The organism is Paraflavitalea devenefica (assembly GCF_011759375.1).
Taxonomy (GTDB): domain Bacteria; phylum Bacteroidota; class Bacteroidia; order Chitinophagales; family Chitinophagaceae; genus Paraflavitalea; species Paraflavitalea devenefica.
Genome location: NZ_JAARML010000001.1, coordinates 832,756 through 855,772 on the forward strand (window position 1 = coordinate 832,756; position 23,017 = coordinate 855,772).

The window sequence follows — 23,017 nt, forward strand, 5'->3', positions numbered from 1 at the left end:
TCGAAATTAGAAAGTATGGCCCAATACCTGAATGGCAGGACTCGTTTTAATTCGTTCATTAATAAAATCCATATCTCTGAGGTAGAGCATATTACCATGCTGCTGCGTATCCATTTTGATCAACTTCCGCTTAAAAGGCTCATATTGATATGCATTGAAACCCAGCGATTCTAATTTCCGTTTTATATCTGCATCATCATATCCATAGTGCTTACCCGATCCGTTCAATTCAATAATGATCGCCTTTAATGCCGGATTTTTCAAGGTAGCTGCTGCACCGTTCAGTACCTCCGTTTCAAAGCCTTCCACATCAACCTTCATGAGTAACGGGACTCTTCCTTCCATAACATTGTCGAGAGTATCCACTTTTACTTCCAGTACCGATGTTTCCCAATCGTCTTCCTTAGCAACATGATTCATAGTATCCAGTCCATTCGTAAATTTAAGAGACCCAAGCTTCGAACCAAGTCCGATATTCAGTGCAGTTACCTTTCTTTCGATTTGATTAATAGCGATATTATTCTTTAAGATTTCATAAGTAGCAGGAATGGGTTCAAAAGCAATAGCATTGGCGCCTCTGTGACCTGAAGCCAGTAAAGTATAACTGCCAATATTAGCCCCAATATCCGCAAATAGATCTTCCGGTCTCAGCAGGTGCAATAGAAAACCCATATCTTCAAAATCATGAAGACCCGCATACAAATTCCCGGTAGCTCCGGTCATTCCTCTTTTTATGATCAACTTTGTATTACCAATAAATGGGTAGGTTATGGGATAAGGTAACAGGCGTGAACCTATTTGCCACTTCAGGAACCGTTTGACAGAACCCAGCCGGTTATTCCTGTTCAGCGGATGATTAATAATAAACTTCAGCACCTGTACAACAGACATATAGTTGAAATATTAAGTAATGAAAATAAAATCAACGCTCGGCAAGAGCCGGATTCATGGCAACTTTATCAGATTTATACCTGATAGAGGTGGAAAGTTTTTTAAAGTACTGTTCGATAAACCTATAAAAAAGGAAGCTGAAACCAATACATACTAAAAATGCCGCTACTACAACGATTTCCCTGATCAATACATTTTGAATGCGTGCCTCACAAAGATTAATGATGCTCCCGCCCACGGCTCAATACGGATAACCCTCTTTTTAAGGAAAGTACCCAGGTTATTGGGAGTATAATTTTTTACAAACATTGCATATGGGATCACAAAAAATACTTCTACACCTGTCCATCCGTACGATCCGATTTTCCGCATGGTATTATCCTCAGGCAAAAAATGCTTATTGCCGGCACTTAGATGGAAAAAACACACCATCGCTGAAGCTATTCCGCGCAATAATTCAATGGAGAGGATTTCCTTGGTTAGGTCTATCTTCTTAATTCCGAAACCCATTTATTACTTTATTAAAGAATTCTACCTGTTCTTTTGTTCGCTGCTTCGCCATATAGGGCTCAAAGGCCGGCATATTAACCGGTACGGCTTCCAGGCTGCTTAACAGAGTTTTGAACTGTTCCATACAAGCATCCACATATTCTTCTGGAGAATGATGCAAATGATCAAAAGCCAACACACTTTGGGGATATACCTCTTTCAGCACCTTCAGTACGCTGCTTTCCCTATAAAAAACAGCCAGCAACGTTTTCTGAGTAATTATATAAGGGTATATCTTGGAAGCTGTATAAGAAGTATCTGTCGATCCCGGCACCAGTAACATATCCGCCTTTTTCTTTAAAAGGAACAAAGTTTCAAAATAAGGTAACCGGTCAGGAATTTCGGTAACATAGTCTCCAACCTGCAACGCCCTGGCCAACGGCTCAATAGTCTTTTGGCCCTTGCCAGCCTGAGCATAGCTTGTCCCCACAAACCACAAATGCACTTTACCAAAAACTTCCGGCATACGTTCAATTCCCTTTGCCAGAGCACGAAAAATGATCTCCAGCGCAAACTTTAAATCATGCCCGCCCCGTCCAACATATACTATATTAGTCCGATCTGTAGAAAAGTTAATCTTATCCACCTCCTGCACGTATTTTTCCATCACGGAAAAATCCTTACCCGAAACACCAAATGGAATCACCCGGAATTGTTCCTTTTGCATACCAGTATAACGTTGCAGGAACATATCACAATACCCCTGTGAAACACTGATGATGCCATTAGCTTTAGGAACTGTTTTACCCTCCAGGTATTTATCAATATTATAAGAAATAAAAAATTTTGGGGGACGCTCGGACCTAGGCTTATCGAGGTAAAAATCACTTCTCCACGGGTCCTGGATATCTAGTATAAAAGGTACACCAAACTTCCTTTTCCAGCCGGGTCCCAGCGCCATTACATGAAAGGCGGTGGTTGAAAAGTAGACTAAATCAAATTTATGCTTTTTCAACAACTCATTGCCTTTCCGTTTTATCTGGAAATAGGAACGTATAGATAAGCTGCCTAACCCTAGTTTTCTTGTATAGCGTACATCAAAGGCTTTTACTTTGTGTACTTCAATATCAGCAGGAAATGTATGTGACAGTAATGGATCAATACTATAGGATTCTATATATCGCTCATCCACGGTAATAATTACGGGCTCCCAGCCCATTTCCCTGAAATAGGGAAGGCTCTGCCGTACGCGGTGCATATCGGCACTGTTCACTGGCGGAAAATGTGGTGCTATGATCAACACTCTCTTCATCTTACCATCAAATTTTCCCATTGTTGGGATAACTTTTTATGCTCGTTTTCCCAACTTACATTTTGATTAATACTAAATCGTGAAGCTTTATTTTTTCTTATTTCAGGTAAGAAATCCAATGTTTTTTGAATTGAAGAAATTAATGCTTCTTTATCACTTATATCAATGATACACGTATGAAGAGGAAATTGCTGCGCAAATTGTTTTTGAGCCGGTGTATCGCTGGCTAAGATATAAAGACCAGCCTGCAGATAAGCCCAAATTTTATTAGTAAGACATATCTTACGATTCTCATCCACGCCGTTTATCTCAAGTGCCAGGCCAATGTCATATTTTCCCAGTGTGCTGTTTAATAATTCCTGGCTCGTTGGCGGTTTGACTTCAACGAACTCGTATTTTCTAAGAACCTTTTCATAAAATTCAGGGTCCAGATTTCCTATCAGTGTCAACTGAAGACGCCCGGTAAAATGCCCCAATAAAGGTAGTATTCCATCGAGTCCCCTATTAAAGCTTATATGCTGGGAAAACCAAACAAGGTTCATTTTTTCATCAGAAGCCTTGTCAGGTTGGTTATATAATGCAAATTCCTTTGCAGGGAAAACGTTATTAATTTTGATTGTATTCTTTAAGTTCAATTCATTGAAGAGAGATAATGTAGCATCGTAAATCATAGGAGATGCAAAAGAAATGTAGGAAGCCTCTGGTAAAATTACTTTCATTAATCCAGTAACCGCCCTTCTGATTAAAGGGTCGTTATTCTCACCTGGATGAAAATCTTCTACATCTATTGCAAAGGGAACTCCTGTTTTACGCGAAAACCACCAGGCAGGATAGAACGCTCCGGGATTGTGAGCAATAATCAGATCAAACGAAGGTCTTTCCTTTTGCATAGCCCGGAGTAATGTAAATGTTCTTTTATCAGTAGCAACAGCACTGATAAGCGTGGAATGCCAACCCATCCGATATAGAATTTTCGCCCCTGCTCCTAAAAGAGAATTCATTAACCAGGGGAAAAAGGGCTTTCTTGATGTTTGTAAAGAATAATATTTTATCCCATTAAGTGTTTGCCTGATTTGCTTCTCCATTTCCCGGGTCCAGTTGGCCATATCAAAGGCATACACCGTTACTGCATATCCAAGTTGTTGTGCTACTTCAATTTCTTTACGACAGCGGGGATTACTGGCCAGATTGGTGCTGGTTATAAACAGGATATGCTTCATGAACATTGCCTTGCTACCAAGGCCTCAATACTTGAAATATGTGACTGATAGGTATTACTCATCGAAAAAATTATGCGCTCCCTTTGTCTATCCACCGGCTCTCCTTCCTTAACACGCCGGACCACCCGGGCAAACAGATCGGCATAACCACTATTATCCCTGGTTTTCAACATATCGACCAGGTTTGAATCCTTATAGGTAGATATATAATGAGAAACCACCGGCTTACCGGTGCTCAGGTATTCCATAACTTTATGGGAATTGGAACCATCCCATATTTTACTGATATTAAGCTGCCAGCAAAGCCAGAAAATATCTACCTTTTTACATTCCTCACTCAATACAGATGGATGCACCGCACCGCGTAATATGACATTGGGCTGTGATCGCAAAAACTCAATAAAAGCAAAAACCTGGGGATTGTTGAAAGCAACTAAATTTCCCTCCTTTTCATACTGACCCCAAAAAATAAATTTAATATTTGGATGAGCTGTTATAACCTGCCGCATTGTTTCCCTGTCGGGAGCTTCCATCAGCAGGTTACCAACATATCCTACTGTTATATCTTCTTTCGGATGGCTTTGGTCATTTTTCAGTTCACTTAAATAACCTGTGGCGGTCTCGGCAAAAAAACGGTTCAGGCCATGATTGATAAACTGAACATTTTTCCCTGTCAGTTTTAATAAGTCAATAATGGAATCAGAAACGCCAAAACAAATATCTGCCGTTAAAGACTCTTCAGGAAGGAAGTGCTGGCTAAAAAGGTCTGCAGCAAAAAAGATGCTGACAGGGGCCTTAAACCATGTAAGGTTCAGGAACCGATAAGGGTCAAAACACCAAACCACATCCGGAAGTTTACCAATCGCTTTTCTTAAATACGTGATCTGTCCCCAAATGAGTACTCTGTAAATAAATCCCGGTAAGAATCGTTTTCCCCGATAAATTGGCCGGTACTTTACGACATATAATGATGCGTGTTCTCCGGAAGGTACAATACGAATACCTTTATTGTTCAAGTCGGGAGGTTCGATAAAATAAACTTCATTCCCCCTCTCTGCCAATTCGATTGCATAATGATGCTTGGAAATACGCATGGTACCCCACTTCTCAGAGGAAAGTATATAGACCGTCTTATCCTTGAACAGGAAACCCATATCTCTTTAGGAGTTATAAAATTCAGCAATGCTTTGAGCAACATATTGAATATGCTCATTGGTAAGTTCAGGGTACATGGGCAGGGAAAGTATCTGTTCCTGGTAAGCCGCTGAAACCGGAAAATCCTCACGAATGGCTTGTAAGTGCCGATATGCCTGCAAAAAAGGCAGGGGGGTAGGATAATGTACTGCAGTTTCAACACCATGCGCTTTCAGGTAAGCGGCCAGTTCATTACGCCGTTCTGCCCTGATGACATACAAATGCCATGTATGACGGGAATCCGGTCGCTTTCCTGGTATTTTTATTTGAGGAATATCCTTGAGGCATTCATTGTAATAAGCAGCATTAGCAATACGTTGTTCTGTCCATTGGTGAATATAAGGCAATTTGGCGCCGAGAATAGCTGCCTGCATACCATCCAGCCGGCTGTTAATCCCTTCTATATGGTGTTGATGCTTTATCAGGGCCCCATGATTTGCGTACATCCGGCACTTTTCAGCCAATACATCATCGTTAGTAATAATGGCGCCGGCATCGCCATAAGCCCCCAGGTTTTTCCCGGGGTAAAAGCTCAAGGTTCCGGCAATACCCCAGGTTCCCGCATTACGTTCTTTATGCTGAGAAAAATGAGACTGAGCACAATCTTCAATAAGATAAAGATCTCTTTTTTCGCAAAGCTGAGCAAGCACTTCTATATCAGCCATCTGGCCATATAAATGTACAGGTATGATGGCTTTTGTACGCGGTGTAATTTTTTCTTCTACCTTTTTTATATCAATGGTAAAATAATCAGCTTCAATATCCACAAACACCGGCGTGGCCCCCGTTTGTCCAATGGTTTCAGAAGTAGATATCCAGCTACAGGCAGTAGTGATCACCTCATCGCCAGGGCCAATACCCAACATTTTTAACAGGATATAAATAGCATCTGTACCATTTGCACAACCGATACAATGTTTAACCCCATAAGCTTCGGCAAAAAGTCGCTCAAATGTTTTCACATGAACCCCGCCTATAAAAGCTGTTTCCTCAATAACCTGTTCAATAGCGGCATCAATAGCCGTTTTAATAGAATCATATTGCTTTTTCAAGTCGACAAATGGTACTTGCATTCAATGAAATATTGGTAATTAAATATCCTTGTTTAAAAAGATTTCCACCAGTTCCACTCCCTCGTATCTTCTGCTGTTTTTTGAAAAGCCACCATGCTGGAGCGAAGCCCCAGCTTCACATCGCTTCTCAATACCGAATCATTCAACAACTCGGAACGCCATTTTTGAGGTATAATACCCGATATCAACTGAACACCTCCTTTAACCTTGTCAAACAGTTTCCGGCTTTTTGTTGCTGATGTCCCCATTGAAGATCCTTTATATTGAAGGCAGGGATAGTTGTACAGGTAACGGAGGCATTTATTAATCGCCGGCATCTGAACATCGTCAATCACTAATACTCCGCCTGGTTTGAGCATTTTCACCAGGTAAAATGCATCCAATAAAGTATGATCAAAAGTGTGATAGCCGTCAATAAAGGCGAAATCAAATTTCTCCGCTTTATCCAGTAAGGCAGGCAATGCAATTTCTGACCCCTTTTCAATAAGCTTGTATTGATCATGACCAAACATTTGCAACAGGTTGATTCCTTTGCTTTCCCAATAAGTGGTCTGAAACGGATCAATGATAGTATGTTGTCCTCCACTTGATGCAAGCGCATCCATTATCACTAAACTGGAAGCCCCTTCTGCACAACCGATCTCAATAGTATTTTGGGGTCGTAATTCCCGTATCAGGTTGTCAATAAATGTTGCTTCTTCAAAATCTATGGCAGAAGTAAATACCACTTTAGAACCGTTTTTCTGATAAGCCTGGTCCTTGATAATTTCTGCTACTTTATTTTTCATAATAATTCTTATATAAGCAATACAGTATGTTGAACTCTTTAATAAGGCTAACCGACTTTACAATCGCATCCGGACATAACTATTTGTGATTATATTTTTCGCAACAGGGCAGCTGGATTACCGGCATAAATACCAGGCTCAGTAATGTCCTTTGTAACCACAGCTCCGGCGCCTATCACGACATTATCACAAATAGAAATGGGAAGAATTGTTGCATTCGATCCGAGAGAAACGTTATTACCGATAACAGTATTCTTCCATTTTGTTTTATCGCCCCGTGCCGGCCCCCCTGTCTCGAACAAATCATTTATAAACATCACGCCATGCCCGATGAAACAATCATCACCGATCGTAACCAGCTCACATATAAAACTATGGGATTGCACTTTAGTCCGGTCGCCAATGACCACGTCTTTCTGTATTTCCACAAAAGGGCCAATAAAGCACCCTTCCCCAATTTTGCAGCCATACAAATTAACCGGGTTTACCACTTTTACATGCTCGCCGAATATTACATCGTTCCGGATAGCGCTTTCAAAAATTATAGGATTGTTCATAATTGCATAGCAGTATAAATCTTATCGATAATTTCTACTGTTTTAAGGCCTTCAAAACCATTAGTTGCTATTACACCATTACCTGTCAATACGTCTGCCAGGTTTTGATACACCTTATCATGATTAGACATAGACCCCTGGTACTGGCCGTAATTATTTGGAGGATTGCCAGGTGGCAGGTCTTTAATTTCGAGTCCTTCTATTTTCTGGTATTCCAGTTCATTCAAATACTGTCCACCTATCTTCACCGTTCCTTTTTCTGCAAAAATGGTAAGAGACCCTTCCATATTTTTCTCATGACAATTAACCGTATAATTAATCGTCCCGATAACTCCATTATAAAACTTCATGCATACCGTTCCTGCATCTTCAAATTCAATAATATTTTCATGATGATAATTATTACCGAATGCATGCACCGTCTTTACATCACCTACCAGCCAGTACAATAAATCTATAAAATGACTGAACTGGGTATATAAAGTTCCGCCATCCAATAAACGGGTTCCCTTCCAGGAATTTTTATAATAAGCATCATTCCTGTTCCAGAAACAATTTAACTGCACACTGTAAATCTTACCCAGCCGTCCTTCTTCAATTATTTTTTTAACTGCAGCCACAGGCGGATTAAAACGGTTTTGTTTTACAATGAACAAACGCCTGTTAGCCTTTTCAGCCGCATTGATCATCTCCCCGCAATCCTGTACATTAAGCGCCATCGGCTTTTCACACAATACGTGAAAACCTGCCTTTAACGATTGAATGGCATGCTCGGCATGTAATCCATTGGGTGAACAAATAGCAATCACATCAATATCAGGGTGTGCCAGAAACAAATCAGCTAATTGCACATAGGAAGCGGCCCCGTATTTTTCGCCCAGTTCGAAAGCCTTTTCTTTAATAGTGTCGCACACTGCCACCAGCGTACCTGTTTTCTCAATGTGCTCTGCATGGCGCTGGGCAATTCGCCCACAGCCAATAATACCAAATTGCAATGTTGTTTTTTTCATGTTATTTCATAACCAATTAAATACTGAATCCTGTAGGGAAACTTATTAAAACGCCCATGCCTTTCTTTTGGTACACAAACATACTGCCTGCAGCCACCGCTGAAGCCCCTGTTTGCACTGCTTTGATAAAGTCACCGGTATTACCGGCTCCGCCACAGACAATCAACGGAATGCCGATTGCTGGTGCTACCAACTTGACAAGTTCCAGATCATACCCACCCCATGTACCATCCTGCTCAATTGAATTGAGCAGAATTTCACCGGCGCCATTCGCCTCCAGTTGCTTCACCCATTCAACGGGGGTCCAGTTGGTACTTTTAGTCCCCGAATGAGAATAGGTTTTATACTTGCCAAATAAATTCTTTTTTACATCAATAGCACAAACTACGGCCTGGGCGCCATAAATATGTCCAATTTTTTCTATTAGTGATATATCATTAAACAAAATGGAATTCAACACCACCTTTTCATACCCGGCATCAAATACTTTTTTCGCATCTTCCAATGTTTTAATCCCCCCCCCATATCCCATCGGCATAAAGGCTTCTCCTGCTATTTCAGTAATTTTTTTATAATCAATGGCACTTCCATCTAAAGAAGCATTATAATCCAGCACTACCAGCTCATCCGCTTCTTTCTCATTAAAGATCTTAACTGTGTTAATCGGGTCACCTACATACGCAGCATTTTTAAACCTTACTGTTTTATACAAACCGCCCTTGCGCAATAACAGAACCGGGATGATCCTTATACGACTCATACAGTTATCTTGGAAAAATTTTTTAATACAGCCATCCCAAACTTATGGCTTTTTTCAGGATGAAACTGTGTACCATAAATATTGTTCTTACGGAATGCACACACAAATTCATACCCATACATGGCAGTGGCACTTATTTCACCAAGCTGCTCAAACAAAAAATGAAAAGTATGTACATGATAAAAACGTGGCTCTACCGGTAGATTTATCCACAAAGGGCTTTCATCAGCCAGTTTTATATCGCTCCACCCCATATGAGGGACCTTCAGGCCATGTAAACGGCTCTGATCAAAACGTACTGTAACTGCGTCCACCCATCCCAAGCCATCTACATTCCCTTCCTCACTATGTTTGGTAAGTAACTGCGCACCCAGGCAAATCCCCAGTACCGGTTTCCTTTCTTCCAATACCAATTGATCCAGCAGCTGCTTTAATCCTGACTCATGCAGATTATCCATTCCTTTTTTGAAATGACCAACCCCGGGAATAATCAGGCGATCCGCTTTGCGGATTTCATCCGGCTCACTAGTAATAATGGCCTGTAATCCCAGCCGCTTGTGCATATTAAGAATAGACGTCAGGTTACCTAAACCATAATTTACGATAGCTACCATTATTTAACAGGAAAAAAAGTGCGGTAAATTTTTTTAAATGGCTTCAAAATAGGATAACGGATATCAATTGGTTTCTCATAATCAAAATCATAATGGCTACGCGGTGGTAGCTTCATCAAAGCATCAAACTCTTCAGCACTAAAGCCAAACTTTTTCAATACAAACTCATAATCAATTATAAATTGTTGCGAATCGTATATTGGTTTTTCTAACTCTTCTATGGCCTCTGCCTTAGACAACTGACCTCCAAAAATTAAATCAGACAAATGCGCTTTCCTCTTGTCAATATTAAACTTTGTAGGCAAAATATATCCCTGATAAAAACGTGTCCATACTGATTCATAATGTTTTCCTCCATAATCACGCCACCCCAATTCATTTTGTATAAGTTCCTTTACCCTTTTCTTATTATAATCCACGTAATTTAATAACGAAACAGATTGTATGCCTATTATCTGCTGATAATATCTTTTCACCTTGGCATCCATGAACGGAAAAGTCTTCAATGGCAAAGTCCCGTAACGCTTATGAATCGATTTTATATTAATATGGTCTGTTTTAGAATAGATCCAGCTTGAGGGAAGCGTCTGTTCAGTCTGCACATTTGTACCACTAAGGATAAATCGGATTTTTCTTTCACCCGCCAGACGATACATTGTAGCAAAAATGGCATGATCAGTAATCGCTTCGATATCCACCACTGATGCCTTTAAATACGCTATTTGCAGATCGCGAAACTCCTCCCAGTTAATCACATAAGTAAAAAGGTCAATCCCTAACCTGTTTACAATATTTTCAATATTCTGTACGGCCAACTCTGAATTCCAGCCGTTATCGAAATGAACAGCAAGAGGGCGTAGGCCTAGTTGCTTTGACAGGTAGGCAATATAGGTGCTGTCTACACCACCGCTTAAACCCATAATACAATCATATGGCTGGTTTTTACCGGCTTCTTTTATCTCATTGGCTATTGCTTCCAGCTTCGCCTTAGCCTGCTCCCCATGTAGTATTATTCCAGCTTCTGCCTTTTTATATGCATAGTAATAATTACTGATACCCTTCTCATCAAAACGGATACTTGGATCCGCAATGGTATCCATTACAGAAACGGTGCACTGCTGATAATCCTGGTCAATATGCTCCACTAATCTTTTAATTTATAAATTGATACAAAGGCTTTCGAAGCATCTTCTGTTTCTTTTTAAAAACTCCGATTTATACAAAATATTTTTTCAGAGATAAAAAGTATGATTCAAAGAATTTATAAGAAAACAAAGACACTAGGAAAACAGCAACTATTATGAAAGGAAAACTTACTATCGAACTATTATACTTAAAATAGCGTAAAAAACCGCTATCAAATACCTGAGCAGAAAATAACTTGTCCATTGAATTTTTTAGGTATGGCTGAAGAAGGACTAACACCAGGTAGTGATATATATATGCCATATGAAACCTGTCCGACGCGTTGAACCCATTTATTCTGCAAAAACCTTCCCCATATCCCTGTAAATGGTCTTGTTACAACTCGCCCAACCCAAAAGAAGCCAATTACACATATACAAAAACGTATAAAAATCAGGTAACGGTCTTCCGATTTTCCTTGCCCATAAATAATACTAATGTATAAAAAAGTGAGAAATGCCGGTATAGATAACCACTTGGCATACCGGATCAGTTTAGGCAGTTGCTGAGGAATGATATTTTTAATGCAGGCCAGCGCGGCTCCTGTTATTAAAGCAATTGAGCAGGACAACGTATGGAAGTAATTATAATTCTGGTTTAAATTATTAAAATTGAAGAATATAAATCCTGTAGCCACGAGCAGTATGCTTATGATAAAACCTATTATCCTGTTAGAAGGGATCAGCAACATCATAACAGGCCATAAAATATAAAACTGTTCTTCAACAGCCAGCGACCATAAATGACCTGTCAAAGTAGAACCATCGTCGTATATATCATAAAAGTTGATACTATAAAACAGTCCCCACCATTTATGGTCATTTACCTGTGAAAAGAAAAAAATCAACAGAATTGACCAATATAAATAATACAAAGGGAATATGCGCAACGTACGACGCACATAAAATACCTTAAGTCCACTAGCTACAGAATGTCGCTTTTTTAAACTCAATAAACTCTCTGTTATCAAAAATCCACTGATAACAAAAAACAAATCCACTCCCGCATTTCCTGACAGAAAAAAATGACTTACATGAGGATTAATAAAATGTTGAAAAAGTACTCCAAAAATACTAACAAAACGTAAGCCGTCTAACTGGCTGTAATACGAAAGCTTTAAACGTGAAGCGCCAATCTGTTCATTTTCCAGATCAATAATATCCATCTTAACAAGGGGACGGTCAATTGTCTTCTCCATATGAGACAGCCAGTTTTTTTCTATACTTTTCGAACTTATCGGCCCTAATGTACCCATGATACCTCACCTTTACTTCAAAGGGTATACACTTCTCTTTTTCAAGCTCCTTGATTTTTTTGGCAGGAACACCACCAACTAAACAATGCCCTTCAGCAAAAGATTGAGTAACCACTGCTCCAGCACCCACTATTGTCCAATCGCCTAATTCAACACCTGGCATAATCTTAGCTCCTGCACCTATCCAGCAATACTTCCCAATCTTTACAGACGCACATATATGTTTCCGGCTATCATACAAATCATGATTAGCTGTTACAATAATAACATTTGGCGCTATTTGCGTATAATCGCCAATCGATAGCCCCCCTCTTCCGGTTATATAACACCCCTTCATAATTCCAGGGTAAGCGTCGACCCCAACCATGATGTTTTCCACATCATATACCTGACTTGTCCAATGCACCGGCCAATAAGCTTTACTATTCCCTCCAAGATTCAGTATTTTCTGTTTAAACCAGAACGCAAAATTAACATGCCCCTGGTAGTCGCTTGTTTCATGAATAAACCTGAAATATGGCAACTTGGTGATCAAAACGATCGGTATTTGCAAAGGTCTTCTAAAAAAATAGCGGATCTTACCTAACATAATACTGGGTCATTCTGACAAAATTATCTTTAACAGCATACGACCTGAACATTGCTAGAGCATATAATAGATTCTTCAGAATCTTCTTTTTCTCTGATTTTAACAATCCACCCGCTGTTGCTGCGTCTAACGGAATATTTTCATCCCGGAGATATCGGATCTTTATCTCTTCGTATATTTTAATATGCTGACGATAATGATTCACCTCCTGCTCACCGTGTTCCCTGTACCAAACAATACCATGAGGCATCAATAGTACAGGATATCGCTGCGCAAGGCGGTGCCACATTTCGAAATCACCAGCCATACGGATAGGATTAAATCCTCCTATTGCCTCAAACACATCTTTTCTAATTATCGAGGAAAGTGGCGCTTTATGAAATAAACCAGGACCTTTATAATTATACAAATACGCTTCGGCCGGAGAAAGCAAAAAAGGGAATGGTTTCTCTAAAAACTGATCAAGAGAACACAATCCCCACCCGGCTTCAGGAAACTGCTCCATCATTTCCACCAGTATTTGAAGGCCCCAAGGATAAATATAATCGTCCGCATCGACATATTTAAGGTACTTGCCACTGGCATAGCTGGCAGCCTTATTTCTGTTTGGGTAATCGCCCAAGTTGTTTTCGTTTACAAAAACCTTAACACGGCTATCGGCCAATCTGTATTTATTTGCAATAGCCAACGTTTCATCTTTTGAACCGTCGTCCGTGATGATTAATTCAAAATCTGTTAAGGTAGATGCTAATACACTATCTATCGCATTGGCAATATATTTTTGCCGGTTATATGCAGTCATTAACACACTTACCAAGGGTCTTTGCATAATAGTATCAGGGGACTTATAAAGGCTTTATTGCCTGAGGAATCTGTTTGCATAACTGGTTATGCTTTTCTTCCAAAATATTTTCGCCTTCTGCTAATGATTGATAAAAAAGCATTGCCGCCTTATTTATTTCCTTCCTCACACGAACATTATAACGAAACCATTTCCATTTATCCGACCACGCTATCCGGCTTTCCAGTGCTAGTAACTTAACAACTTTTAACTTCTGCAGTATGTCAGTCTTAACATAGGCAGGCGTAAAACCAAAATACTTATAAAAATGATAATGCGCCGTAAATAGCCGCTTCACCGTATATTTTGGATCTTCCAGATGATAGTGATGTACACGCGCATGTTGATTGTACACTATAGTGTACCCCTTCAATAATGCGTCCTTCGCCCACAATGCATCTTCTGCAAACATTACCTCCCTGAAAGGAGTTTCCATCAACGCCGTTTTACGATACATAGCCGTTACATCATCCCAACCACAAATCTGCCGCTTTACAGAAGGCGATAGCTTTTCAAACTCCTGTGTTGTAAACTTGTATTTAATAATACTAGGTAATGATGTCGGCCTAAACCATTCCACAGGATTTTTATCTATATCATGCGGAACTATCTGTTGCCCACATACAGCCGCTACACATTCTTCATCAAATCCGTCCAATAACCGTTGCATCCAGTATTCATCAAGGGGTTGTGCATCCTGAACTGTCATCAGTACAAACTCCCCTACAGCTTCCTGTGCGCCCAAGTTTCGCGTGGTGCCATGATTAAACTTTTCGGGAGCAATCTGTATTAAGCGTACCGGGAACTGGTGTATTATTTCCAGACTCAAATCCGTAGAACCGGAATCAATGACTATAACTTCAAACAGCTTTTCTATTTTTTGACTTAATATCCCTTTTAGCGTTTTGGCAAGCCAGTAATCCCCGTTTTTTACAGGCACTACAACTGAAACCAATATTGTGTCGTTATCTCTCACAAACAATCCCTTCACTATAGATCTGCTTACCAAGCGTTATTTCCCTGGCTTTTTCCAGTTGCATTACCCTATTCAACAGCCGCCCCTGCACACCCGGCATTTTGTATAACTTCAGACGGTACAGGAACATACATTTTTTAAATACACGGTCTTCCCGGACCGAAAACAAATTGTACTTGTTTGATACTGAGAAAAGCTCATCTGCCAGTATAAAATAATTAACGCGCATCGCATTCAGGAAAAGATCAATGAACAAATACCTTAAGCCTTGTCTGTAAGTACCAATACTGTTTTTTTCAAAAAGAGTATTCGCCGTATTCATAAATACCTGTAACCTGCTTCTGAGTTTTGGAATAGAGTGGTAACCTGTGCGGCTAAGGCTTACATCACTTATCCGCAGAAAAACATCAGGCTTCAGGTGCAGACACTTCACATAATTAAGCCCTCTTGTAAATGCCCGTAGATGAAGCTCAATATCCTGCCAGAGCAGCAAACTTTCATCCCACATTCCCATTTTAACAAACGAATCTTTTTTCCATAATGTGCCTGTTCCCTGGCATACAGGGTCACCGAAAAGCAATCGGTCAACTTCGTCAACCTCCTTATCAATATTCCAAAGCAATCTCAGGTCCGCGGGATGTTGTTTAAACAACAACATAGGAAAAATCAGGAAATCGAAAACCTGGTACTCCTTTGCTGCTTTTATTCTTTGTTCCAGGCAATAAGGTGCCAGCAGATCATCTGTATCAAGAAATAATAAATATTCCCCTGACGATCTTTCTACGGCTATATTACGGCAGGAGCAAGCTCCTTTCGGTTCCCTATCACGTTGAAAAACTTTTACCTTGCTATCCCGGGCTGCAAATTGCTGTAGCACATCCCAGCTATTATCTGTTGATCCATCATCAACAATAATCCATTCCCAATAAACGTAAGATTGCCGAAAAATAGAAAGAGCAGTTTCACTGACTATATCAGCCCTGTTAAAACTGGGAGTAATAATGGAAACCAAGGGGTTATTCTCCATCTTACTCAGGATTTATAAACATAATTAATACGCAGTAATGCCTTAAACGAATGCCAAAGTGGCCTTAAAGGACGCAGAACAGGATAGTAATTAAAAAAAGAGCCTTCCGTATCAAATTCACGATGGTTCTGTATAGGCAAATTCATAATTGAATCAAATTCCTCTTTCGTCAGGCTCAGCTTTTTCAGAACAAACTCTATATCAATCTTTAGCTGTTCAGCATCAAAAGGAAGGAGCTTCACCTCCTTCAGCGCCTGTTCCCTAGTCATCTGCCCAGAGCAAATCAAAGTTGACAAATGAGCTTTTCTTTTATCTACCCCGAATTTAAGAGGTAAAATATACCCCTGGTAGAATCGAGTCCATACAGATTCATAATGCTTTCCCCCATAATCCCGCCACCCTAATTCATTAATGAGCGTCTTCTTTACTTCATCTTTGACATAAGGTACCCAGTTGAGATAATTCACAAATTCAACTCCTGATTTTTTTATAAATCGTTTCATCTTTTTATCCAAGAATGGAAAGGATTTTAATTTTCGGGTCCCATACTTTTTATGAATGGCCTGGATATTTATATAATCCATTTTATTATACGTCCAGTGGTAAGGTAAAATACCTTCAGTTGCCACATTATGCCCGCCTAGAACATACTTAATATCATTGTCTTTGGCTATTTTGAACATACTCCCATAAATAGCATGATCAGTTAACACTTCAATATCTATAACCGAAGCTTTCAGGTAAGCTAATTGCAGGTCTTTGAACTCCTCCCAATCTATAACATAAGTGTATAGATCAAAACCCAGCTTATTTACAATACTCTCAATATTCTGAACAGCCAGCTCTGAGTTCCAACCATTATCAAAGTGAACACACAAAGGCCGTAATCCATATTGTTTTGCCAGGTAGGCCACAAAACTGCTATCAACACCTCCACTTAAGCCAATTAAACAATCGTATGACTTATTCCTCCCATGCTCCTTTATAAGTTGAATTGTTTGATCCAGTTTTTGACGAGCTGCTTCTCCCTCCAACACCAGTAACTGCTTCTCCTTTTCATAATAATAACAATGGTTACAAACCCCATTTGCATCCAAAATCAATTGAGGATCATCTGTACTATCCAGAATACATTTGGAACAATAAACTATTCCCTTTTTCTGATTTATATCCATAGATTCCTTTTCCTGAATGTTTCAAATTTATTTGAAGGAATATATCCATTATACTCAAAATCACTTTTATACGCTACACATTTCCCCTGCTCAAGTTTTTTGATCACCCTGGCAGGATTGCCACCAATCACACAATATCCTTCAGGAAAGGACTTGGTAACTATTGAACCAGCTCCTACAATAGTAAAATCTCCAAGAGTAACACCAGGTAATATCACTGAATTCATACCAATCCAACAATACTTACCAATACGCACTTCCTCACCTGTTATATGATTTCGGTTTTCATACACATCATGATTAGCACTGATAATACCTACATTCCTGGCTATTTGGGTATAATCTCCTATATATATTTTACCTATCCCCTGGATATAACAACCTCCTTCATATCCCGGGCAGGTTTCAATACCGGCATAAATATTTTTATGACAGCTCACTTTACTGGTAAAGTGTACAGGCCAATACACTTGTTTATTAAATCCCAACACCCTTTGATAAAACCACATTTCAAATGTACAGGGGGTTTGTGTATTTCTGGTTTCTTTGATAAATCTAAAATAAGGGATACTTATTAACATTTTGTAACAAAAGGAACTAGACCTACGATACAAAAAATTAAATCCTCTTTTTATGATATTGGCCATCTCCTAACTCTTTGAAACATTCCAGTTCAATACCGGGTGGATAATTCCTGAAGGTTTTTTGGCAATGGTTATTCCTAATTCATTTTTAATCAACTCATCAATACTAAACCCAACCGATTCTCCCGTTACAAAAGATTCTGTACGGGGTATATCAATATCCACTGACACGTAATAGCGGGACATATTTAAAAAATCAGGAGGAATTGTGAGAATTGACGTATACATTCCAGCCTCCCGTATACGACCTTTCCCCTGGTAGTTAAAATCACTGGAAGAAAAAATTTCCTCTCCATCAAAAGTTAAGAAATTCACCACTACCCGTAAATCCTTCACGCTATTCAGGATCTCGTATTCAATAACAACTTGTATTGTACTGGCAGAAGTTAAATTATTCTCAATAGAGGACTGTTCATCAAGAATTTTTATAGCATGTAACCGGATATCCTTCCCCCCGGGAAAATCTTTCTCCCAAACCCGACATCTGTCTATTTCTGCGTCACCGGAAAGATACCTTCCAATTACGTCTCCGGTTTCTCCTAACATAGTCACCTTCCCACGTTCCAGAAAAAGCGTTTGAGGACAAAGATTCTTTATGGCTCCCATATTATGGCTTACAAACAATACAGTACGTCCATCATTCTTTGAAACCTCCTGCATTTTGCCAAGACATTTATTCTGAAATTCAGCATCTCCTACCGCTAACACTTCATCAATGATCAGTATTTCAGGTTCCAGGTGTGCCGCCACCGCAAAAGCCAGACGCACGTACATACCACTGCTATACCGTTTCACAGGTGTATCGATATAGCGTTCCACACCTGAAAAATCTACGATTTCATCGAATTTACGCTTGATCTCGGTTTTCGTCATTCCCAAAATAGCGCCGTTCAGGAAAATATTTTCCCGACCGGTTAGTTCCGGATGAAAGCCTGTTCCAACTTCCAGTAAAGAAGCTATACGGCCATTTGCTCGTATTCTACCGGTTGAAGGCGTAGTTACCCGGGACAATAGTTTCAACAAAGTGGATTTACCTGCTCCGTTCTTTCCGATGATACCTAAAACCTCACCTTGCTTCACCTCAAAGCTCACATCTTTTAATACCCATACCCATTCACCTCCTCCCTTATCACGATAATTCTCTTCTCCCAATCTCAGGTAAGGATCTTCTTTGCCACGCAAACGACTCCACCAACGGTTCAGGTCATGTGACAGCGTTCCCGTTCCTATCTGGCCAAGGCGGTACAATTTGGAAATATTATCTGCTCTGATTGCTATTGTACTCATAATGTGATTAGACTATCCTATACGGTATCTATAAAACTTTTTTCAACCTTATTGAAAATAACAATACCAATACCTAATATAACAACAGTGGCAAGGCAACTATATCCCAAGTACAGCCAGCTAAAAGAGCCTGACCCCAGAAATGCATACCGAAACGTTTCAATAATACCGGTAAACGGATTAGCAATGATCAACCACTTGTACTTTTCCGGAGCCATAGATAAAGGATAGACCACAGGAGTAGCAAACATGAGAAGTTGTATGCCGAAAGTAAGCAGAAAGCGAAGATCACGATATTTGGTAGTAAGGGCAGAAAAAATAATACCCAACCCCAAGCTCAATAGGGCCATCAATATTATTAACAAAGGTAACAAATACAAAGCTTGTGTAGGTCGTACATTTTCTTTAGTAAAAAACAAGTAATACCCGAATATCAATAAAAATAAAATGACCTGAATACCCAATCTGATAAGGTTCGAAACGACAACTGATAAAGGGATAATTAACCGGGGGAAATATACTTTCCCGAAAATATTAGCATTGGAAATAAACGTATCTGATGTTTTAATTAACGATTCTGAAAAATATGTCCAACAGGTTACACCTGCCAGGTAAAATAAAATACCTGGCACTCCGTCTGTTGACAACTTTGCAATACGGCCAAAAATCAGCAAATACATTAGCGTAGTTAACAAAGGCTGAATGAAGAACCAGATCGGGCCAAGAATTGTTTGCTTATAAAAAGCAACAAAATCCCGCCGGACCATCAATAGCAAGAGGTCGCGGTAATGCCATAACTCCCTGAGATCAATGTTAAAAACGCTGCGATGGGGACCTATCTCAATTGTCCATTTCTCTTCTGAATGCACATCCATGATTTATACGGGCTGTTATCAAATTTTAATGGGAAAAACCGAAAAATCCTTTATTTCTTCCCGAATCCTGCAAACCACCTGCGCCACAAGCGGGACTTTGTGGAAACATTCTCAAAATACCCATCGGCTGTTCCATTGGCCCTTCCATACCCATATCCATAACCATATCCATAACCATAATATCCATAACCACCCCGCATCGTAATATCATTAATAATGATGGAAAGATGGGGTAGCTTGCGATGTTGATAAATGTCGTCAATAAGTTGAATCTGTTTTTTCAGCGTATAATTATGCCGGACAATATACACTGTAGCATCCACGTAGCGACCCAGGGTCATCGCATCACTTACCAGGCCCACCGGCGCCGTATCCACAATAATAACATCGAACTGGTTACGCAGTTCACGGAACAAGAGCTCCACTCTTTCATCCAGCAGCATTTCAGCCGGGTTAGGCGGTACAGGTCCGCAGGGTATCACAAACAGGTTTTCAACCCCCGGCACAGGATGGATCATGTCTTCCAGCTTTATATTACTTACAACATAATTGGTGATCCCCTTACGCTCATGCAATCCAAGCCCTTTCAATATTTTAGGCTTGCGGATATCAAATTCCAGGATCACGGTACGCTTACCGGACAAGGCAAGCACGGCCCCGAGGTTGGTACTTACAAATGATTTACCCTCTCCACTGAATGAAGAGGTAACCATGATGGCAGGCTTCTCTACCTTGGGCAAAATATACTGTAGGTTCGAGCGAACAATCCTGAACTGCTCCGCTAAAAATTTACGACTGTTGCTGGTTACAACCAAAGCTCCTGCCTGATCCGCATGGCCAATCTCTCCCAATATGGGAGTTGCAGTTATTTGCTGTATTTCATGCTTGCTTTTTACTTTATCATTCAGGTACTCCAGCAGGAATATTATACCTGTCGGAATGGCTATTCCGATAACGATTGCCATAACGTATAACCCCTTACGGTTAGGACTTACCGGCTCGCCCGACCCCATCGCAGGCTCCACTACTTTGATATTGGAAATAGTAGAGGCGGAAGCCAATGCGGTTTCTAGCTTTTTCTGTAACAGGTACGAATACAGTTCCTGCAAAATAGCCTGCTGACGGGTAACTTCCAGTAACTGCTTTTCTTTAGCGGGTAAAGAACTGATCAGTTGGTTTGCACTACGGTTTTGACGTGTTACTTCATCCAATGCCAAAACATAGGTTTGCCGCACATTCCGCAAAGTCTCAATCATATCCTTCCGTAGCTTTTCAATAGCCGCCTCCATGCCCATGATGGTGGGGTTACCGGCCGGCGTTGTTTTCAGCGTCGTTTCCCGCTCTAATTGCAGCCTGTTGAAAGCACTTACTTGTTCCATCAGTGATGGCTCTTCAATACCCAACATGGAAGAAATGATCCTGAACTCATTGCGCTTGTCTGAAAGATAGGCCACCAGGTGATCGATCACTTTCAGGCTTACTCCTTGTTTAACCACTTCTTTATTACTTTCGGACAACTCTTCAAAAAGAAGGTTTGACTGTGCCTCCGCATTGAACAATCGGTTTGTTTGGCGATAATCCTGCAGGTTTCTTTCCACACCTCTTAATTCACGGAATACCGTATCCAGCTGGCTGTTGATGAAGGAAAGGGTTTTACCGGCTATCTCCCGCTTATCTTCCAAGCTGCCTTGTTGATACTCCTTCATATATCGGTTCACGATATCCATTCCCAGCCTAATATTTTCAGTTTGATAGGTAAGGTTTAGCACATTGGTCCCTTCTGTAACCCTGGCTACACCAATGCGCGCTGCAAGTCCCGCAGCACGGATTTCGGTAGGCACCCAGCTAACCATAAATTCCTTGCTAGCAAATGCATTCCTGTCAAGGTTATTGGGTGTTATCCGAAAACTAAAACCAGGTAATTTTACCACTTCATTGAAATAATATTTTTTAATCCCCTCATTCAGCGTGAACTGATCATTATCACTCAGCGTCACCAATACACTGAATCCTTTTGACGAATCCGTAGCTACAATATCAAAATTAAAAGGTATGTCTCTGGGGTGAATAACCGTAGAACGAATATTCCCCTTGTTATATACCTGCATTTCCAGATTCAGGCTGCGGACCACCCGGCTAGCCATGGAGCGGGATTTGATAATCTCAATTTCATCATTCAGTTTATCTGTCTTTTGCATCATAAAGATATCATCGAACTTTTCTCCCGCATTACTATAAGGCGTTTGACTGTTCACTAACAACTTGCCTGATACATTATATACAGGTGTTGAATAGCGCAATTTAATATAAGCTGCCCCAAGCGTTAATGCTACAGAAACAATCAGCCAAGGAAAGTAACGTATGTATTTAAAAATGATCTCTCGGGGCGTGATTGAAGATTTAGCCCGTTGATGATCTATAATTTCTTCTGCCATGATCTATTTGAATATATTAATGAAAATAGCAATCGTTGCCAATATGCTGGTAGCGAGGGTAATATTTCGTATGGTGGCCTGGTCGTTCACGGCAGCCTTATTCTTTGTCACATCCACGATCACCATATCATTTTGCTGCAAATAATAATAGGGAGAGGCAAAAATATCCGGCTTGCTGAGGTCAAGTTGTGCAAATTGACGCACCCCATTCGCCTCCCGTACCACCAATACATTATTGCGCTTCCCATATACGGTAATATCCCCTGCCAGGCCGATAGCTTCGAAAATATTGATCTTCTCCGCAGGAAAACTATACGTACCCGGACGGCTCACCTCTCCAATCAATGTAATTTTATAGTTGAGGAATCTTACTTCCACATAGGGATTCTTTAATAGGTCCAGACTCACATACCGTTGCGCCAGCGAATCGGCCAGTTGCCTTTTAGTCATTCCTATTGCCCGGATATTGCCTATTTTATACAACTGTATAAACCCGTCCTCGTTTACCAGATATCCTGAAGCGGTTCCGGCAGCAGGTACGGCTGTGATAGCGGCATCTGCATCTTGCCCCCCTCCTGTATTTATCGTTACCGGCTGGGCCATTACGGCGGCTGTAGCCTTTGCATCATCACTGTAGAGCGTGATCCCCAACAAATCCCCCTTCTGAATAACCGGATCTGCAAACTGAACCTTACTCAGCTTCGCAGTATCAAAAGCACCTTGCACATACTGCAGGTTCTTTACATTGCCACAAGAGCTCCCCAATACAATAATAATGGTTATCGGTAAAATGCCAGGCAGGCGTTGCATGAAGATTATT

Annotated in this window: 23 protein-coding genes; all 23 read right to left on the reverse strand. The window is 40.4% G+C overall.

Annotation, left to right across the window (positions count from 1 at the left end):
• Nucleotides 1-6: 6 nt before the first annotated feature.
• Complete coding sequence (locus HB364_RS03240) at nucleotides 7-891, reverse strand: FkbM family methyltransferase (RefSeq protein WP_167286458.1); 885 nt, start codon at nucleotides 889-891, stop codon at nucleotides 7-9.
• Between the two features lie 186 nt (nucleotides 892-1,077).
• Entirely contained in the window at nucleotides 1,078-1,401 is a 324-nt protein-coding gene (locus HB364_RS33620) for an acyltransferase family protein (RefSeq protein ID WP_394353203.1), read from the reverse strand.
• A complete protein-coding gene (locus HB364_RS03245; RefSeq protein ID WP_167286459.1) occupies nucleotides 1,385-2,713 on the reverse strand; it encodes a glycosyltransferase in 1,329 nt (442 codons plus the stop codon). The genes HB364_RS33620 and HB364_RS03245 overlap by 17 nt, the downstream gene beginning before the upstream one ends.
• Nucleotides 2,689-3,912, reverse strand: coding sequence for a glycosyltransferase family 4 protein (locus tag HB364_RS03250; protein WP_167286460.1), 1,224 nt, complete (start codon nucleotides 3,910-3,912; stop codon nucleotides 2,689-2,691). Before HB364_RS03250 ends, HB364_RS03245 begins: the two co-directional genes overlap by 25 nt.
• The gene (locus HB364_RS03255) at nucleotides 3,909-5,066 is read right to left on the reverse strand and encodes a glycosyltransferase family 1 protein (protein WP_167286461.1); all 1,158 of its coding nucleotides are present in this window, start codon (nucleotides 5,064-5,066) and stop codon (nucleotides 3,909-3,911) included. Before HB364_RS03255 ends, HB364_RS03250 begins: the two co-directional genes overlap by 4 nt.
• A 6-nt stretch (nucleotides 5,067-5,072) precedes the next feature.
• Nucleotides 5,073-6,179: a DegT/DnrJ/EryC1/StrS family aminotransferase gene (locus tag HB364_RS03260; RefSeq protein ID WP_167286462.1), complete on the reverse strand. Its 1,107-nt coding sequence runs from the start codon at nucleotides 6,177-6,179 to the stop codon at nucleotides 5,073-5,075.
• Between the two features lie 32 nt (nucleotides 6,180-6,211).
• On the reverse strand, nucleotides 6,212-6,967 hold the full coding sequence (locus HB364_RS03265) for a class I SAM-dependent methyltransferase (RefSeq protein WP_167286463.1): 756 nt from the start codon (nucleotides 6,965-6,967) through the stop codon (nucleotides 6,212-6,214).
• An 89-nt stretch (nucleotides 6,968-7,056) separates the two neighbouring features.
• The gene (locus tag HB364_RS03270; protein WP_167286464.1) at nucleotides 7,057-7,524 is read right to left on the reverse strand and encodes an acyltransferase; all 468 of its coding nucleotides are present in this window, start codon (nucleotides 7,522-7,524) and stop codon (nucleotides 7,057-7,059) included.
• Nucleotides 7,521-8,534 carry a Gfo/Idh/MocA family protein gene (locus HB364_RS03275; RefSeq protein ID WP_167286465.1) on the reverse strand — a complete coding sequence of 338 codons (1,014 nt, stop codon included), beginning with the start codon at nucleotides 8,532-8,534 and terminating at the stop codon, nucleotides 7,521-7,523. The genes HB364_RS03270 and HB364_RS03275 overlap by 4 nt, the downstream gene beginning before the upstream one ends.
• Before the next feature lie 16 nt (nucleotides 8,535-8,550).
• Entirely contained in the window at nucleotides 8,551-9,294 is a 744-nt protein-coding gene (locus tag HB364_RS03280) for an AglZ/HisF2 family acetamidino modification protein (protein ID WP_167286466.1), read from the reverse strand.
• Nucleotides 9,291-9,908: an imidazole glycerol phosphate synthase subunit HisH gene (gene hisH / locus HB364_RS03285; RefSeq protein ID WP_167286467.1), complete on the reverse strand. Its 618-nt coding sequence runs from the start codon at nucleotides 9,906-9,908 to the stop codon at nucleotides 9,291-9,293. The genes HB364_RS03280 and hisH overlap by 4 nt, the downstream gene beginning before the upstream one ends.
• Nucleotides 9,908-11,053, reverse strand: a complete 1,146-nt coding sequence (locus HB364_RS03290) for an N-acetyl sugar amidotransferase (protein WP_208419841.1) — start codon at nucleotides 11,051-11,053, stop codon at nucleotides 9,908-9,910. The genes hisH and HB364_RS03290 overlap by 1 nt, the downstream gene beginning before the upstream one ends.
• 212 nt (nucleotides 11,054-11,265) lie before the next feature.
• Nucleotides 11,266-12,291, reverse strand: a complete 1,026-nt coding sequence (locus HB364_RS03295; RefSeq protein WP_167286468.1) for an acyltransferase family protein — start codon at nucleotides 12,289-12,291, stop codon at nucleotides 11,266-11,268.
• Nucleotides 12,275-12,937 (reverse strand): acyltransferase, encoded by a 663-nt coding sequence (locus HB364_RS03300; RefSeq protein WP_167286469.1) that lies wholly within the window; start codon nucleotides 12,935-12,937, stop codon nucleotides 12,275-12,277. The genes HB364_RS03295 and HB364_RS03300 overlap by 17 nt, the downstream gene beginning before the upstream one ends.
• Nucleotides 12,927-13,766 carry a glycosyltransferase family 2 protein gene (locus HB364_RS03305; RefSeq protein ID WP_167286470.1) on the reverse strand — a complete coding sequence of 280 codons (840 nt, stop codon included), beginning with the start codon at nucleotides 13,764-13,766 and terminating at the stop codon, nucleotides 12,927-12,929. Before HB364_RS03305 ends, HB364_RS03300 begins: the two co-directional genes overlap by 11 nt.
• Before the next feature lie 16 nt (nucleotides 13,767-13,782).
• The gene (locus HB364_RS03310; protein WP_167286471.1) at nucleotides 13,783-14,754 is read right to left on the reverse strand and encodes a glycosyltransferase family 2 protein; all 972 of its coding nucleotides are present in this window, start codon (nucleotides 14,752-14,754) and stop codon (nucleotides 13,783-13,785) included.
• A complete protein-coding gene (locus HB364_RS03315; protein ID WP_167286472.1) occupies nucleotides 14,744-15,781 on the reverse strand; it encodes a glycosyltransferase family 2 protein in 1,038 nt (345 codons plus the stop codon). Before HB364_RS03315 ends, HB364_RS03310 begins: the two co-directional genes overlap by 11 nt.
• 5 nt (nucleotides 15,782-15,786) lie before the next feature.
• Complete coding sequence (locus HB364_RS03320; RefSeq protein ID WP_167286473.1) at nucleotides 15,787-16,956, reverse strand: N-acetyl sugar amidotransferase; 1,170 nt, start codon at nucleotides 16,954-16,956, stop codon at nucleotides 15,787-15,789.
• Nucleotides 16,947-17,603 (reverse strand): acyltransferase, encoded by a 657-nt coding sequence (locus HB364_RS33465; protein WP_167286474.1) that lies wholly within the window; start codon nucleotides 17,601-17,603, stop codon nucleotides 16,947-16,949. Before HB364_RS33465 ends, HB364_RS03320 begins: the two co-directional genes overlap by 10 nt.
• A gap of 3 nt (nucleotides 17,604-17,606) precedes the next feature.
• The gene (locus HB364_RS03330) at nucleotides 17,607-18,887 is read right to left on the reverse strand and encodes an ABC transporter ATP-binding protein (protein ID WP_167286475.1); all 1,281 of its coding nucleotides are present in this window, start codon (nucleotides 18,885-18,887) and stop codon (nucleotides 17,607-17,609) included.
• A 17-nt stretch (nucleotides 18,888-18,904) separates the two neighbouring features.
• Nucleotides 18,905-19,762 carry an ABC transporter permease gene (locus HB364_RS03335; protein ID WP_167286476.1) on the reverse strand — a complete coding sequence of 286 codons (858 nt, stop codon included), beginning with the start codon at nucleotides 19,760-19,762 and terminating at the stop codon, nucleotides 18,905-18,907.
• A 50-nt stretch (nucleotides 19,763-19,812) separates the two neighbouring features.
• Nucleotides 19,813-22,197 (reverse strand): GumC family protein, encoded by a 2,385-nt coding sequence (locus tag HB364_RS03340; RefSeq protein ID WP_167286477.1) that lies wholly within the window; start codon nucleotides 22,195-22,197, stop codon nucleotides 19,813-19,815.
• Between the two features lie 3 nt (nucleotides 22,198-22,200).
• Nucleotides 22,201-23,007, reverse strand: a complete 807-nt coding sequence (locus HB364_RS03345) for a polysaccharide biosynthesis/export family protein (RefSeq protein ID WP_167286478.1) — start codon at nucleotides 23,005-23,007, stop codon at nucleotides 22,201-22,203.
• Between the last annotated feature and the right edge of the window lie 10 nt (nucleotides 23,008-23,017).

What these genes read in the sequence shown, in the direction of transcription:
- HB364_RS03305 (WP_167286470.1), bottom strand. Translation starts at nt 13,766, where the DNA reads ATGCAAAGACCCTTGGTAAGTGTGTTAATGACTGCATATAACCGGCAA.
- HB364_RS03335 (WP_167286476.1), bottom strand. Translation starts at nt 19,762, where the DNA reads ATGGATGTGCATTCAGAAGAGAAATGGACAATTGAGATAGGTCCCCAT.
- HB364_RS03245 (WP_167286459.1), bottom strand. Translation starts at nt 2,713, where the DNA reads ATGGGAAAATTTGATGGTAAGATGAAGAGAGTGTTGATCATAGCACCA.
- HB364_RS03295 (WP_167286468.1), bottom strand. Translation starts at nt 12,291, where the DNA reads ATGGAGAAGACAATTGACCGTCCCCTTGTTAAGATGGATATTATTGAT.
- HB364_RS03345 (WP_167286478.1), bottom strand. Translation starts at nt 23,007, where the DNA reads ATGCAACGCCTGCCTGGCATTTTACCGATAACCATTATTATTGTATTG.
- HB364_RS03320 (WP_167286473.1), bottom strand. Translation starts at nt 16,956, where the DNA reads ATGGATATAAATCAGAAAAAGGGAATAGTTTATTGTTCCAAATGTATT.
- HB364_RS03255 (WP_167286461.1), bottom strand. Translation starts at nt 5,066, where the DNA reads ATGGGTTTCCTGTTCAAGGATAAGACGGTCTATATACTTTCCTCTGAG.
- HB364_RS03240 (WP_167286458.1), bottom strand. Translation starts at nt 891, where the DNA reads ATGTCTGTTGTACAGGTGCTGAAGTTTATTATTAATCATCCGCTGAAC.
- HB364_RS03250 (WP_167286460.1), bottom strand. Translation starts at nt 3,912, where the DNA reads ATGAAGCATATCCTGTTTATAACCAGCACCAATCTGGCCAGTAATCCC.
- HB364_RS03300 (WP_167286469.1), bottom strand. Translation starts at nt 12,937, where the DNA reads ATGTTAGGTAAGATCCGCTATTTTTTTAGAAGACCTTTGCAAATACCG.
- HB364_RS03270 (WP_167286464.1), bottom strand. Translation starts at nt 7,524, where the DNA reads ATGAACAATCCTATAATTTTTGAAAGCGCTATCCGGAACGATGTAATA.
- HB364_RS33465 (WP_167286474.1), bottom strand. Translation starts at nt 17,603, where the DNA reads ATGGCCAATATCATAAAAAGAGGATTTAATTTTTTGTATCGTAGGTCT.
- hisH (WP_167286467.1), bottom strand. Translation starts at nt 9,908, where the DNA reads ATGGTAGCTATCGTAAATTATGGTTTAGGTAACCTGACGTCTATTCTT.
- HB364_RS03340 (WP_167286477.1), bottom strand. Translation starts at nt 22,197, where the DNA reads ATGGCAGAAGAAATTATAGATCATCAACGGGCTAAATCTTCAATCACG.
- HB364_RS03330 (WP_167286475.1), bottom strand. Translation starts at nt 18,887, where the DNA reads ATGAGTACAATAGCAATCAGAGCAGATAATATTTCCAAATTGTACCGC.
- HB364_RS03275 (WP_167286465.1), bottom strand. Translation starts at nt 8,534, where the DNA reads ATGAAAAAAACAACATTGCAATTTGGTATTATTGGCTGTGGGCGAATT.
- HB364_RS03260 (WP_167286462.1), bottom strand. Translation starts at nt 6,179, where the DNA reads ATGCAAGTACCATTTGTCGACTTGAAAAAGCAATATGATTCTATTAAA.
- HB364_RS33620 (WP_394353203.1), bottom strand. Translation starts at nt 1,401, where the DNA reads ATGGGTTTCGGAATTAAGAAGATAGACCTAACCAAGGAAATCCTCTCC.
- HB364_RS03280 (WP_167286466.1), bottom strand. Translation starts at nt 9,294, where the DNA reads ATGAGTCGTATAAGGATCATCCCGGTTCTGTTATTGCGCAAGGGCGGT.
- HB364_RS03265 (WP_167286463.1), bottom strand. Translation starts at nt 6,967, where the DNA reads ATGAAAAATAAAGTAGCAGAAATTATCAAGGACCAGGCTTATCAGAAA.
- HB364_RS03315 (WP_167286472.1), bottom strand. Translation starts at nt 15,781, where the DNA reads ATGGAGAATAACCCCTTGGTTTCCATTATTACTCCCAGTTTTAACAGG.